Consider the following 12,356-nt stretch of genomic DNA (forward strand, 5'->3'; position numbering starts at 1 on the left):
CAAAGTACTTGAATAACATCCTTGAGGCGGATCACGGCGCGCTCAAGCGCGTGATCCAGCCAACGCGCGGCTTCCAGACGATGAAAACCGCCGCCGCGACCCTGACGGGTTTCGAAACCATGCGCATGATCCGCCGCGGTCATTGCATCCAGCGGAAACGTCAGGCGACAGGCGAAGTCCGTCTCGTCAATCAACTCTTCGGCCTTGCAGCTTGAACGACCCGTTCGACGGGGTTCGTTATGCCCTCTTCAAGTTGCTGCAACAGTGCCGTTGCGAGCGCCCTGCGCCACCACGATGCCCAGCTCTGCAAAGTGACCGCGCAGGGCATTGATCAGGGCGGTTCGCTGCCCAATCAGGAGATCGCGAGCTCCATGCAGCATAAGGGTGCTCTGCTGCTCGGCCGACTTGACCGGTACGAAGCGCATGCTTGGACGGGCCACGGCCTCGCAGATCGCTTCCGCATCGGCCGCATCGGTCTCGCCGCGTTTGACATAGGCTTTGACGTAAGCCGGCGGCATCAGCTTGACCGTATGGCCCAGCTTGATCAGCTCTCGGGTCCAGTGGTGAGAGGTCGCACACGCTTCCATGCGGATCAGGCACGGCGGTAACGATGCGAAGAACGACAGCACTTCCGTGCGGCGCAGCCGTTTCCTAACCGCGACTTGGCCGGTCTGATCAACCGCGTGCACCTGGAAGATGTGTTTGGCCAGATCGAGGCCGACTGTGGTAATCTGCATAGCGGACGCTCCCTCTCCTTGTGGCGATCTTCATGACGACCACCCTTTGGCACTTTGATGCCGGTGAGCAGGGAGCGTCCACCCCATCAACTTAACGCTTTTACTTGCGCTTGCCGGTGTTTAGGTCCGGAGCGGGGGCACGCATTTTCAATAGCTTAGACCCATCGCGGAATAGCTAAGAACTGCCTCTACTCAGTTAAGTTGACGGTGCCGAAAAGACTCAGCGGAAGCGTAAATTGTCATGGGTGAGTTGATCGATGGAGGTGCAGCCCATAAGCTTCATATCGCGCTCCAGCTCTGTGCGCATCAGCTCCAGTGCATGTTCTACCCCAGCCTGACCGGCAGCCGCTAACGGGAACAGATAGTACCGACCGAGGCCCACGGCCTTCGCCCCAAGCGAAAGCGCCTTGAGGACGTGACTACCCCGCTGCACCCCACCATCCATAAGGACGTCGATGCGGTCACCGACGGCATCAACGACTTCCGCAAGCTGTTCAAAGGCGGTGCGGGAGCCATCGAGCTGCCGCCCCCCATGATTTGAAAGGACAATCCCGGTGCATCCGATCTCGACCGCCCGCTTGGCGTCTTCCACCGACATCACACCCTTGAGGCAGAACTGACCGTTCCATTCGTCAACCATCTGAGCGACATCTTGCCATGCCAGCGACGGATCTAGCATGTCGGTAAAGTAGCGGCTGATCGACATGGTCCCACGACCCATGTCCACATGACCGTCGAGTTGTGGCAGCTTGAACGGCTCGTGCGTTAAATAGTTGAACGCCCAGGCCGGGCGGATGGCAAACTGGGTAATACCAGCGAGATTGAGCTTGAACGGGATCGAGAAACCGGTGCGCTTGTCACGCTCCCGGTTGCCGCCCGTGATGCTGTCGACGGTCAGCATCATCACCTCGACACCAGCCTTTTTGGCCCGGGTGATCATCTCCCGGTTAAGGGCGCGATCCTTGTGGAAGTAGAATTGATAGACCTGAGGCGTAGCGCTGATCCGGCGCGCTTCCTCCAGGCTTGTTGTGCCCAGTGAAGACACGCCGAACATCGTACCAAAACGTGCGGCTGCCGCGGCGACGGCTCGTTCGCCCTGGTGATGAAACAGCCGCTGGAGGGCGGTGGGCGAGCAATAAACCGGCATTGCCAGCTTCTGGCCCATGACTGTCACCGAAAGGTCGACCTCGGTGACACCGCGCAGCACGTTGGGGACGAGGTCGCAAGTATCGAAGGCGGCCGTGTTGCGACGGTAGGTGACTTCGTCATCGGCGGCGCCGTCAATGTAGTTGAAAATCGGACCAGGCAGGCGGTTTTTGGCCAGGCGGCGGAAATCACGAAAATTGAGGCAATGTTTCAGACGCACGGCGCTTGACCTCTTTTGTTTTGGACGAGGCCATAGCCGCGCCGCAGGAAATCGTGGACTGAAAATCGTCAGGTGCCAAATGCCAGTTGGGCGTGGCGGCTTACGAAGAAGGCGCCAAGCATCATCAGGTCCGAACTTCCTGGCCGAGCGGATCACGGTGCCCTCAAGAGCATGACCCGGCCGATGCGCGGCTTCGAGAGAATGCAACCGACCTCAGCAACGAGCAAGGGTCTCGAGGTCATGCGCGTGATCCGCCGGAGCCACTGCAACCTGCGAGCGCCAGGAGCGGCAGCCGAAATCGGTCTCGTCATTCAGCAGTTCAGCCTTGCTGCCTGAATGGCCTCTTGGGTTAGGCCCAATGTGCGCTATCCGAGTGACTGCAACACAGCCGTTCAGGCTGCCGACTCTGCCCGATCCGGGTGCTCGTCGTCATGCATGACCGGCGGACCCAGCTCGGAGAACCGGAACAGCCGGAAGGCACGATCGCCATTGACGTCGAGCACCCGCAGGTCATCGCTGTCGCGGGCGTCGTTCATCACCACCTGGAAGTGGCCGCCATAGCGGGCCGCTACGGTGTCGAGTGGAAGCTCATAGGCGATGAACTTGCCAACCCCATGCGCCTTGAGCGCCCGCAGCAAACCAGGATCTGACAACGAGGGATAGGAGGTCAGGATCACGATCGGTCCGCTGCCGGCAAACACCAGAGCTGCTTTCATCGTGCTTCTCCCTGCGTGGGCAAAACCTTGTCAGGCCCATGTCTGCATTCGGCCGCCCGAGCCACGCATTCAAGTGCGGGCGCTGAAGGATCCGTGCTGGGCCCCCGGATTGAGCCGGGCAAACTCGGCCCCGTTCACATGAACCAGCGTCGCGTGGTCCCCACCCTCAAAGTACAGCTCCTGCTGCTGGTCGATGCTGGTGTCGATGATCACATCCAGCCCATAGCAGGCGCCCACCGGCGGAACCGCGCCGAGCGCACAGTCGCGGAAGACGTCTGCGGCTTCCGGCTCGCTGGCCAGGTGAATCCCATGCCCGAGCTCCGTCCTGAGATCTGACAGCTGGAGATGATGCGAGGCGGGGAGTACGGCGAGCGTGTAGCGGCCACCATCGTTGAGCACGACGGCTTTGGCCAGCCTATCACCAGGGATGTGACCTGCGTGGGCGGACCCCAGCGCCGACATCGTCGGTTCATGCGGGACCAGATCGTACCGGATCCCTTGCTCGTCCATGTACTTCTGGAGTGTGGGTGCGATGGTCATGACGTGCCTCCCATGGGGCAAGGCGTTTCCTGCGTCACGAGGCATGTCCTGATAGACCGGCGCCGCGTGGCGCGGCTGCTTGGCATCCGCCATTATACGCCTCTGGCTCGTCAGCGACAATCGAACTTGCCGTCTGGTGATCCGCCGCGGTGGCGAACTAGGTTACCGCAGCTTAGTGCGCCATCAGGACAGGAACTGTGGTGTTGGATAGAATGTGGCTGGTGGCCCCGCCAAAGATGAACTGCCGCAACCGGCTCTGGGTGTAGGCGCCTTTGACCAGCAGATCACAGCCGAGGGAAGCCGCCGCCGACAGGATAGCCTCGCCGGCATGCCCGTGCGGGTTCGGGACCGTTCGTGTTTCCACCGGCAAGCCATTGTACGTAAGGGTGCGGCTGAGATCCTGGGTCGAGGGGCCGGACACGCCCCAGTCCTCGAAGTCGATCACGACGATCCGTTGCGCCTCAGCCAGAAGCGGCATGGCTAAGGCCACCGCCCGGGCCGTCTCCGTGCTCCGGTTCCAGGCAATCATCACGGTTGTGCCAAGGGTGGCAGGCGGGGTCGGCGGCACGAGCAGAATCGGCCGACCGCTCTCGAACAGCGCCGCCTCGACCGTAGGCGGGCGCGGCTCATTGGCCTGATCGCTCGGCCGCCCGAGCACGGTGATGTCGAAGGCCCGTCCATAGTGGCCGACAAAATCGTCCTCCGCCAGGTCCCCGCCGCGCCAGCCAAAGGACAGGCCCATAGCTTCCGCGTTGAGCCGCGGAACCCGCTGCGCTGTCATGAATGTCTCAAAGAGACGTCGGGACGCATCCGCCCGCTGCCGCCGCACCTCAGGATCGAGAAATGAGATGTCGCCGACAGCAAGGTCGGAGGCAATGTAGGGTGGCAGGTTGGGCGTGATCGCCATACCTTCCAGGTAGCCGTTCAGGGCTCGCCCGAGCAGCAGTGCCGTCTCCAGGACAGGCTGGATGAGACGATGCTCTTCCACTGGAACCAGGATCGACCTCATGGCTCACCTCCATACCGAATGACGGCTGCCCAGAAGCTGAGGGGGATTATACTCTTTCGGCAGGGCGTTGTCGCTGACAGGCTCTCATGGCCCGTCTGACCTGACGCTACGTAGGCCTCTGACCGCGATCAGGTTTGCCGGGTCCATGCGCTTACCGAAGATCTAAGTGCTGCTGTCCGCGGCTCGTCTCCCAGATTCAGAGCCTGTCCGAGTGAAAGTTGAATCCGAGCAATGACTTGTGATTCACTGGTTGGCGCCGATTTGCGGAGGCGCCCATGTGGACCCCAGAGAACCGAGGTCTCTACGCTCGCCCAGGTTTGCGCTACCCGAGCGACCTGACGGATGCCGAATGGGACCTGGTGCGACCGTTTCTGCGCCGTCGAACGAGGTCCGGGCCAGCCCCGGAGCGCCTGCGCGAGGGCTCCGTTGCATTAACCTTGGCGGGTTAGGAAGGGCGGCTAATCGAGGAGCCGCCCTGTTGTCTCTGTTCAAGCGCCGCCGCTTTCCGGTCACGATCATCCTTCTCTGCGTGCGCTGGTACTGCAAGTATGGGATCAGCTATCGTGATCTCGCCGAGATGATGCAGTAACGCGGTGTCGCCGTTGACCCATCCACGATCTTTCCGTTGGGTTCAGCGCTATGCTCCAGAGATCGAGAAGCGGATCCGGCCCTACCAGGGATCTCGCTCAGGCTCCTGGAGAGTGGACGAGACCTACATCCGCGTCGGGGGCAAGTGGCAATACTGGTTCCGCGCAGTCGACAAGCACGGTCAGTTGATCGCCTTCATGCTGTCCGATCGCCGCAATGCCAACGCCGCTTATCGTTTCTCGCGTAAGGCCGTAAAGGCGATGAGCACCTATCCACCATCATCGATCACGAGGGATAAGCTGGCGTCGTATTCCAGGGCGATCCGGCGCCTGCAGAACGAAGGGCTGTTGCCGAACGATGTGGTACACCGCACCTCGAAATATTTGAATAACATCATTGAGGCGGATCACGGCGCTCTCAAGCGGGTGATCCGGCCGACGCGTGGCTTCCAGACGATGAAAACCGCCGCCGTGACCCTGAATGGTTTTGAAACCATGCGCATGATCCGCCGCGGTCATTGCATCCAGCGGAAACGTCAGGCGGCAGGCGAAGTCCGTCTCGTTAATCAACTCTTTGGTCTTGCAGCTTGAATGACCCGATCGACGGGTTCGTCATGCCCTTTTCAAGTTACTGCAACGGTGTCGGTTAGCCCTGTAGACACGACAATGACAAAGGAACATTCGCGCAGAGTGTCAGAAAGGGATATAATCTTCCCAAAGTTCCCGCCGCGTCGATCTGGGCGTTCTCTCCTGCATTGCGAGGGGACCTGCGATGACAAAGCTGCTCCTGGCCTTCGGCCTCTGGTGTCTTGCATTTGTGATCGCTCTTGTGGGCCTCATCACCACCGGTCCCGGCAATCCCAACTTCACCGGCACGGTTGTTTTCGACTTCAAGCCATTCTGCCAGAACTTCATCGTTCAGACGGAAAAAGGCTTCGTGGTGCTTGAGTGGGAGGATGGCACCCTGTTCTTCGGCGAAGGCGACAGCCTCGTAGGGCCGCTGCACACCATGGGGCTTCAATCCCTGAATGTTGTGGGCCGTGGTGCGATGACAGCACGGTTCGAGACCTGGGTTCCTGATCTTGCTGCCGCCCAACAGGTGTTTCGGGAACGGTGCAACCTCCCTCCCGGTACACCTTTGGCTGGGGCTGCACGAAATTAGCCCTTCAACACGGCCTCAGAAGTGCCTGTAGCTGCTGATTGACGTAGTGCTCCTGTGGCCAGTGCCCCTTGATGCTGTTTCGGAGGAAGTTCGGCTGCGACACGCCGACCTCTACAAAAAGTAATCGCCTTTGTCGGGTATCCAACAGACAGGAGCCTCAATCTTCAGTATCTCCCGGCGCGTCTTCAGCAAACAGTCAGTGGCGGGTGCCGCCGCCAACCACCTGACCTCCCACAGAGAGGATCAGGAACTGTGACATGGTCGCTGTCTGCTGAAGCAGAATAGTTTAGGGATGAACCGTTTCTTGAGAATGGACACGTGCTGAGCTTAAGCACCTGAATAAGGGTGCGGCTCAGCGCGGCCAGCCGAGGGCCGTAATGCAGAACCAGCAGTATGTCTCGCCTGCGCTGAACCGCCTGATCGTGGGCGCAGAGCGCCCCTTCGATTTGCATGCTCTGTTGCAGAGCACGTCACGCACCCTGTCCAATCTGGACTTTGAGCACCAGCATGAGATGCAACGGGTGGAGCGCGGCAGGACTGCTCCTGCGCTGAAGAGGCAGATCATCGACACCCTGCTCCGAAGGCACCGCGAGCGGCGTCAGCCCTATGTGGCGCTGATTGCCGAACTTCAGAGCCACCTCTCATCAGCGGTGTCGGGCAACCTTCAGGCAACGGGCTGACCCGCACTTCACTTTCATCGGGTCGTCGGTTCCGGCGGGCTGAGACCTTAAAGCCCCCTCAAGGGTGCTTCTTTTTGGCTGCTGTTTGGCAGTTTTCAGCGGTGTTGAAGCAAGGTTAATAATCTACGTTGATTACGGTCAAGCTTAGTCACGTTAATGTGATTGAAAGTACAGCTTAGGACTTTTGGCTGAGTACATTCTGTCGGGATTCAGACAGACAGAGTTCCTGCTACTTGTTTACTTTCTCTTAACGGGAAAATCTCAGTAGGGGGCACGGATGACTGCGCAGACGCTCACGCTTGTTTACAATACCTCATCTGACACTGTCACGCCTCCTCGCAGCCCTGCGCCAGCCGTCCCAACGGCTCTGATCTGTGACAGCGCTCTTCTGCGCTCTGGACTTCAGCACATCCTTCGGGACACGCCGTTTGCGATTGACGAGGCAGCGTCGGTCACAGGGCCAAAGCGGCTCCAATATTGTGCCCTCAACACCGCCTTGCTTCTCATTGAAGCAACCCAGAGCACCGGGCGGGTGCTTGAGGTGATCAAGCAAGTGAGAGAGCGCTCGCCAGAGACCCTGATCGTGGCTCTGGCGGATCAATTCGACCTCGACTTCGTGCGCGCGGCACATGAGGTGGGCGTGAACGGCTTCTGCTTAACCGCCAATGATCCTGAGGTTCTGATCAAGTCCTTGGAATTGGTCATGCTGGGCGAGTGTGTTCTACCCTTTGAGGTCGTGCGCTCGATCATGAGTAGGGCTCCCCAGGACCAGCCGCTTCAGGACAATACGGCAGAGCCGAAGCTTTCTGACTTGAAGGAATGCAAGCTGTCGGCGCGAGAGGCGCAAATCCTGGGTTGCCTCAAGGGAGGAGCACCCAACAAGCTTATCGCTCGGAAGTTCGACGTGACGGAAGCCACGGTGAAGGTCCATGTCAAAGCCATCCTGCGGAAGATTGGCGCGGCAAACCGCACCCAAGCGGCGATGTGGGCCTCTCAGCGCCTGCCGAGAACCGGAGTATCTGACCTGAATGTCTGAGACACTGGCGATGAAGATTGCGGTGGGGGATGAGGTTCGCGTCCACTTCCACCCACCCGGTTCATGGAAGAGCTTCTTCGAGGGGGTGGTTAGGCGAGCCGATGTGACATCAGCAGAAGGGCGCTTTTTCGCCGTGGAAGTCACGCACGAAGTCATTCTTGACCGTGAGCATCGGATCAGGCCCGGTTTCCAGGACTATGTTCGCTACGAGTGCCGGAACGACTTTCCAGGTCGGATCGAGATCCTCTCGACTACAGGGCAGATCATGGTACGCGAGCCGGTGCCAACGGCACCGGAGGCACGAGAATCAATCGTCCAAGAGGTGGATGACCCTCTTTCGGCTGAACTGGCTGTCTCCTTAGGACCGGAGATCGAACAAATATCCGGAGCAGAGACAAACTCTGAGGAAGCTCCGGTCGCTATCGAGTCGCATCCTGCCAATAAGCAGGGTGGCCTGCTCGCTACCTTGTTTGGTCGGAAGAAGTAGCCCAGGGGTACATCTCCGGTTCCTTATAGCGAGAGACCCAGAGGCCGCTTTCTGCGCTCTGCCAGGATGCGGTACAGTGGGTGTATCATGTTCATCCGAGAGGAGCCCGCATGAAGAAGACGCGTAAGCTCTATGAAAGCTCAAGCGGCGACCGCTGGTACCTGATTGCAGACCCATCAGGGGCCGTGTTCATCCGTCATGAAGCCAATGTGGCGTCGGGAGGGAAGGTAGAGCATGAGGATATCGTAGCTTTCCTCGGACGGGGCATAGGCCCAGAGCAGCAGGAACTGCTGCGTCTGATCGGAACTCTTGCAGAGGAACACCCCGCCCACGCGTAATTCTTCGATGAGGCAGACCAGCTTGAACACGCGATCAAAGGAAGGTCAGTACCACCGGTTGCTTCCCCTTAGTTCTCGTCATCCTCCGGCAGAGACTCGATCTTCAGAATGTCCCAAGAGCGGTAACCTGCCCGTCGTTCCAGGGCCTCGACCTGTCGCGGAAGCTGGGTCGAGAGTGTCGCTTCGCGCCGGAATCCTTCATCACCAGGGTCGCCTCCCAAGCGCATTTGCATGTCACGCGTTCTCGCTTCTAAGGCTCGCCTGAGAACGCCTGATTGCTCCCGATTCAGGTCAAGCAGCATGTGCATCTGGCCCTGCGCTCCCGCTGAGATCAGTCTGCCACTAGAGGAACAGGATCACAGCCCACCAGCACAAGCCAATGCTGACCACAACGGCTGTCCAGTTCAGAATGCGAGAGAACAGTCCATTCACGGGAACGATCTCATGACCACTTGGTTTCGGCGGAAGGTCTACGGGCATGGCATACCCCTTGCTGGGGTGGGCGCATCACGAGAGGCTTGGCTCTGCTTCCATTGCCTTGATCTGCGTCTCGGCGACGACGCACTCGGTTGCACTGGATATTGCCCTGATCCGGTACTGTCGCTCGTGCGAGGTCTCGGGCAGCACCTGGACGATTACGTAGGTGCTGGGATTGGCTGCTCTGGGATGGGCTGGGAGTACCGTCTGGCCGACCTGGAACTTGTGCGTCATGGGACACCTCGCCTCGAAAACCGCACCGGGACTCGCGCTTGAACTGAACCTATGATGACACCTGAGGATGATCGGAGCCCTTTATTGGGGCTTAGAACGCACAGTGGCTCTATGGGAAGACCAGCACTCAGGAAGCGGCCACGTTCCCACTTTTCTTAACCTATGTAAACTGCTCCCTGAACACCGGACCTCCCTCTAAATTTCCGTTCGCGAGACAAAAGTCTCAGCAGCCTCTGTTCAGACGTAATTTTCTGCGAGGTTGCTGTTCGTCCAGAGGCAGCATGCTTAGTACGCAGATGATTGAGGTGTGCGATCAGCCAGAACTCCTTCAGCAAGCGCAGGCGCTTGAGCACTGGGCCGACTGTCGGGATCGTGCGATTGCAAGGCTGGAGCGTAGGGTCAAGCACTTGGTCGAACAGAAGCGAGAGGATCAGGCTGCCCGTTTGCAATCTGCGGCCCATTACTTGCGTGAAGCAGCAATCCGCGACCGCCTTCATGCTGTTGCATTAAGAAGTGCGGCTCAGCCATAACGCCGCAACCCAGATCGCTGAGAGGTTTGATTCAGCTCGTGGCATGAGGCATTCACTTGAGATGTTGTGCGAGGTGCTTGTTCATCTCGAACATGCTCACCTTGTTCTTACCTCCGAACACCGCCTGAAGCTTCTCGTCCGCCATGATCTCGCGCTTGTTCTGCGGGTTCTGGAGCTTGTGCTTCTTGATGTATTCCCAGACCTTGCTCACTACCTCCGGACGCGGCAGGGGAGCCGTGCCGACAATGGCCGACAGTTCCGGCGAGGGCTGGAGCGGCTTGAGGAAGGCCGATGTCTGCTCCTGGGGTGCCCTCTCGGCTGCTTTCGCCTGATCCTGTGGTTTCTCAGACTTTGAGGATGGCATGTGACCCTCCATTCTGCGCGAGGCCAGCGACGGTTGTGCATCGAAAGCTGCGGTGTTTCGCTGTTGCAGCGCCGCTTGCATCAGGCAATCCAGGCCAAGATCGTGCCGGTTTTCCATCTGCAACATCTCTGAAAGTTGGTTTCGTGCTCGGTTCACCCGGCTCTTGATTGTGCCTACCGCCACACCGCAGAGAGCCGCCACATGGTCGTAGGACCCGCCCCGCTCAGCCACCAGGAGGAGAGCTTCGCGCTGGTCTGGCGGCAGGCGCACGAGCGCCTGTTGAAGGTCTTGCAGCATCAGCCCGAACTCCTGCACTGGCTGAGTCATCAGGGTGCTGGCATAACTGCCCTCTGGGTCTTCAACCTCCCATCTGCGCTGGCGGTACTCCGAGTAGAAGCTGTTGCGCATGATCGTAAACAGCCACGCCTCCAGGTTCGTGCCATGCTGGAAGCGATCCAGGTTTGCCCACGCCCGCAGCACGGTACTCTGGACAAGGTCATCGCTCCTGACAGGATCGTGGGTCAGAGACAGGGCAAAGTTCCGCAGATGAGGCAGAAAGGCGGGAAGCTGGTGGCGCACCTGTTGCGAGCAACGGCTTACGCGGACTTCCTCAACAAGGGCGAGGTGCTGCGTGTGCGAGAGCGGATGGATGTGACGGAGCCGCGCCAGCTTGCGTCGTGCAGAGCGGCTGCGACCTATCTCTGTGCGAATGGGATGGCTGTGTTGGCGAGCGGCTTGGGTCATCGCCTCGCTCCACCTTAGCGACAGCTTCACCATACACCTCCGGTTGCCAGTCAGCCAGCCCATTCAACCGTGGAACAGGAGGCTGCTGACGGCTTGACCCCTTGCTGAGGCAAGCGCACCATCGCTCCTCTTGCAGAGCCTGATTGTGGGTCCGCAGCTGTGAGAGTTCCTGCTCCACGCGCTCGGGCGTACCGGCCAAAACTGAGACTAGCCGGCGCAGAGCCTTCTGGGACTGGGGCTTGGCAAGACCAGAGTGCGGCTCTGTCATGCATGGATTGAATCATGAATGCCCGTCCAGAGGAATCCCTCGCCCCTTAATCTGCCCCGGTTACAGCATTTGGGAAGTGGGGCGAGTGGGGGCGATCAGCCTCGGTTTGCCTGGGTGACGAGGAGCCGCTGGCGCCAAAGACCCAAGATCTGACTGACCCAGACACACCATCTCACCGTTGACAGACCTACTCGACAGATGAGCGTGAAGGATTGATCTGCAACCACCGTCGGCCGATGCTATCATACCCATGATGTCCTCGCCAGGACGCGCCTTCAGCGCTGACCCAGAGTGTCCGAATGCCGTCCAGAGTGGAGGGAGGAACACTATGCGGCCGAAGAGCGAGCAGAACCCGTTACATCATCTACGCCCGACCATCATGACACCGGTCTTTCCCAGCACATCGACCGAGTTCATCAACGCCATAGCGCATTACCACCGCGCCGAGATTGCCCGCATGGCCGGGTGGCGCGACCGGATCGATCGCACCACGAACTGGGCGATTACCGTGGTTGCGGCTATGCTATCGGTCTCCTTATCGACGCCGACCGCCCACCACGGCGTGCTGCTTTTCGCGATGGTTCTCGTGCTGCTGCTGTTGGTAATCGAGGCACGGCGCTATCGCTTCTTCGACGTCTACCGGAACCGTGTGCGCCAGATGGAGCGCAACTACTTTGCCCAGATCTTTTCGCCTGAGAAGGGAACGACGGATGACTGGATCCACAAGCTCGGAGACGATCTCAGACGACCCTTGTTCCTGACCAGTAACAGCCAAGCCATCTCCCGTCGTATGCGACGTAACTACTGCTGGCTGTTCCTGATCCTGCTCATGGCCTGGCTGGTGAAGACCACCTTCATCCGGATGCAGGAAAGTGCCACGGAAGCTCATATCGTGGGCTCGGTCGGGGAGTGGGTGCGCAACGCTGCCATCGGCCCGGTGCCGGGCTGGATCGTGATCCTTGCGGTCACGCTCTTCTATGGCTGGGTTCTGTTTGCCTCCCTGCGCCGGCCGAAAGGGGAGGGCGAACTAGCCTTCGGCAATGTCCATGTGTGACAGGACTGAGTTGGTAAATGATCATTC

General features: G+C 59.5%; 15 protein-coding genes and 3 pseudogenes. 10 read left to right on the forward strand and 8 right to left on the reverse strand.

Translation table 11 applies throughout. The features are described 5' to 3' along the window. Positions 1-215, forward strand: a 215-nt coding sequence (locus tag ILT44_RS24935) for a DDE-type integrase/transposase/recombinase (protein ID WP_204242311.1), incomplete at its 5' end; no start/stop codon positions are given. 57 nt (positions 216-272) lie between these two features. On the opposite strand, the pseudogene ILT44_RS24940 reads toward ILT44_RS24935, so the two are convergent. Both ILT44_RS24940 and ILT44_RS24945 read right to left on the reverse strand, forming a co-directional pair. Continuing rightward, positions 273-737, reverse strand: a pseudogene (locus tag ILT44_RS24940) (IS110 family RNA-guided transposase); the annotation flags it as partial. 220 nt (positions 738-957) lie between these two features. Then, the gene (locus ILT44_RS24945; RefSeq protein WP_204242312.1) at positions 958-2,103 is read right to left on the reverse strand and encodes an alpha-hydroxy acid oxidase; all 1,146 of its coding nucleotides are present in this window, start codon (positions 2,101-2,103) and stop codon (positions 958-960) included. A gap of 171 nt (positions 2,104-2,274) precedes the next feature. Between ILT44_RS24945 and ILT44_RS24950 the strand changes: the two genes are divergently transcribed. Next, entirely contained in the window at positions 2,275-2,439 is a 165-nt protein-coding gene (locus ILT44_RS24950; RefSeq protein ID WP_204242313.1) for a hypothetical protein, read from the forward strand. 56 nt (positions 2,440-2,495) lie between these two features. Here the strand turns inward: ILT44_RS24950 and ILT44_RS24955 are convergent, their stop codons facing one another. The 3 genes from ILT44_RS24955 to ILT44_RS24965 all read right to left on the reverse strand — a co-directional run bounded on the left by ILT44_RS24955 (position 2,496) and on the right by ILT44_RS24965 (position 4,368). Then, complete coding sequence (locus ILT44_RS24955) at positions 2,496-2,819, reverse strand: hypothetical protein (RefSeq protein WP_204242314.1); 324 nt, start codon at positions 2,817-2,819, stop codon at positions 2,496-2,498. Between the two features lie 69 nt (positions 2,820-2,888). Next, positions 2,889-3,359, reverse strand: coding sequence for an aminoacyl-tRNA deacylase (locus tag ILT44_RS24960; protein WP_204242315.1), 471 nt, complete (start codon positions 3,357-3,359; stop codon positions 2,889-2,891). A gap of 172 nt (positions 3,360-3,531) precedes the next feature. Beyond that, positions 3,532-4,368, reverse strand: a complete 837-nt coding sequence (locus tag ILT44_RS24965) for a universal stress protein (RefSeq protein ID WP_204242316.1) — start codon at positions 4,366-4,368, stop codon at positions 3,532-3,534. A 275-nt stretch (positions 4,369-4,643) separates the two neighbouring features. Between ILT44_RS24965 and ILT44_RS31150 the strand changes: the two are divergent. From ILT44_RS31150 to ILT44_RS24995, 7 genes and pseudogenes are all read left to right on the forward strand, one after another. Next, positions 4,644-4,763 (forward strand): annotated as a pseudogene (locus ILT44_RS31150) (IS5/IS1182 family transposase); the annotation flags it as partial. Between the two features lie 83 nt (positions 4,764-4,846). Beyond that, positions 4,847-5,546, forward strand: a pseudogene (locus ILT44_RS24970) (IS6 family transposase). A gap of 181 nt (positions 5,547-5,727) precedes the next feature. Continuing rightward, on the forward strand, positions 5,728-6,117 hold the full coding sequence (locus ILT44_RS24975) for a hypothetical protein (RefSeq protein WP_204242317.1): 390 nt from the start codon (positions 5,728-5,730) through the stop codon (positions 6,115-6,117). Between the two features lie 377 nt (positions 6,118-6,494). Continuing rightward, a complete protein-coding gene (locus ILT44_RS24980; protein WP_204242318.1) occupies positions 6,495-6,797 on the forward strand; it encodes a hypothetical protein in 303 nt (100 codons plus the stop codon). 553 nt (positions 6,798-7,350) lie between these two features. Further along, positions 7,351-7,833, forward strand: a complete 483-nt coding sequence (locus ILT44_RS31765) for a LuxR C-terminal-related transcriptional regulator (RefSeq protein WP_204242319.1) — start codon at positions 7,351-7,353, stop codon at positions 7,831-7,833. Then, positions 7,826-8,320, forward strand: coding sequence for a hypothetical protein (locus tag ILT44_RS24990; RefSeq protein WP_204242320.1), 495 nt, complete (start codon positions 7,826-7,828; stop codon positions 8,318-8,320). Before ILT44_RS31765 ends, ILT44_RS24990 begins: the two co-directional genes overlap by 8 nt. A 110-nt stretch (positions 8,321-8,430) precedes the next feature. Beyond that, a complete protein-coding gene (locus tag ILT44_RS24995; RefSeq protein WP_204242321.1) occupies positions 8,431-8,658 on the forward strand; it encodes a hypothetical protein in 228 nt (75 codons plus the stop codon). Positions 8,659-8,726: 68 nt separating this feature from the next. Here the strand turns inward: ILT44_RS24995 and ILT44_RS25000 are convergent, their stop codons facing one another. The 3 genes from ILT44_RS25000 to ILT44_RS25010 form a co-directional block, all read right to left on the reverse strand. Continuing rightward, entirely contained in the window at positions 8,727-8,891 is a 165-nt protein-coding gene (locus tag ILT44_RS25000) for a hypothetical protein (protein ID WP_204242322.1), read from the reverse strand. A gap of 274 nt (positions 8,892-9,165) precedes the next feature. Next, a complete protein-coding gene (locus ILT44_RS25005; RefSeq protein WP_204242323.1) occupies positions 9,166-9,369 on the reverse strand; it encodes a hypothetical protein in 204 nt (67 codons plus the stop codon). A 582-nt stretch (positions 9,370-9,951) separates the two neighbouring features. Further along, complete coding sequence (locus tag ILT44_RS25010) at positions 9,952-11,007, reverse strand: sigma-70 family RNA polymerase sigma factor (protein ID WP_204242324.1); 1,056 nt, start codon at positions 11,005-11,007, stop codon at positions 9,952-9,954. Between the two features lie 596 nt (positions 11,008-11,603). On the opposite strand from ILT44_RS25010, the gene ILT44_RS25015 reads away from it, so the two are divergent. Then, positions 11,604-12,329, forward strand: a complete 726-nt coding sequence (locus tag ILT44_RS25015) for a DUF2270 domain-containing protein (RefSeq protein WP_204242325.1) — start codon at positions 11,604-11,606, stop codon at positions 12,327-12,329. Positions 12,330-12,356: the final 27 nt, after the last annotated feature.

The organism is Microvirga arvi (genome assembly GCF_016892765.1).
Classification (GTDB): domain Bacteria; phylum Pseudomonadota; class Alphaproteobacteria; order Rhizobiales; family Beijerinckiaceae; genus Microvirga; species Microvirga arvi.

Bases quoted from the DNA above. Each gene is read 5' to 3' on its own strand.
- ILT44_RS24980 (WP_204242318.1), top strand. From the start codon at position 6,495: ATGCAGAACCAGCAGTATGTCTCGCCTGCGCTGAACCGCCTGATCGTG.
- ILT44_RS25000 (WP_204242322.1), bottom strand. From the start codon at position 8,891: ATGCAAATGCGCTTGGGAGGCGACCCTGGTGATGAAGGATTCCGGCGC.
- ILT44_RS24965 (WP_204242316.1), bottom strand. From the start codon at position 4,368: ATGAGGTCGATCCTGGTTCCAGTGGAAGAGCATCGTCTCATCCAGCCT.
- ILT44_RS25005 (WP_204242323.1), bottom strand. From the start codon at position 9,369: ATGACGCACAAGTTCCAGGTCGGCCAGACGGTACTCCCAGCCCATCCC.
- ILT44_RS24990 (WP_204242320.1), top strand. From the start codon at position 7,826: ATGTCTGAGACACTGGCGATGAAGATTGCGGTGGGGGATGAGGTTCGC.
- ILT44_RS24995 (WP_204242321.1), top strand. From the start codon at position 8,431: ATGAAGAAGACGCGTAAGCTCTATGAAAGCTCAAGCGGCGACCGCTGG.
- ILT44_RS24975 (WP_204242317.1), top strand. From the start codon at position 5,728: ATGACAAAGCTGCTCCTGGCCTTCGGCCTCTGGTGTCTTGCATTTGTG.
- ILT44_RS24955 (WP_204242314.1), bottom strand. From the start codon at position 2,819: ATGAAAGCAGCTCTGGTGTTTGCCGGCAGCGGACCGATCGTGATCCTG.
- ILT44_RS24960 (WP_204242315.1), bottom strand. From the start codon at position 3,359: ATGACCATCGCACCCACACTCCAGAAGTACATGGACGAGCAAGGGATC.
- ILT44_RS25015 (WP_204242325.1), top strand. From the start codon at position 11,604: ATGCGGCCGAAGAGCGAGCAGAACCCGTTACATCATCTACGCCCGACC.
- ILT44_RS25010 (WP_204242324.1), bottom strand. From the start codon at position 11,007: ATGACCCAAGCCGCTCGCCAACACAGCCATCCCATTCGCACAGAGATA.
- ILT44_RS24950 (WP_204242313.1), top strand. From the start codon at position 2,275: ATGACCCGGCCGATGCGCGGCTTCGAGAGAATGCAACCGACCTCAGCA.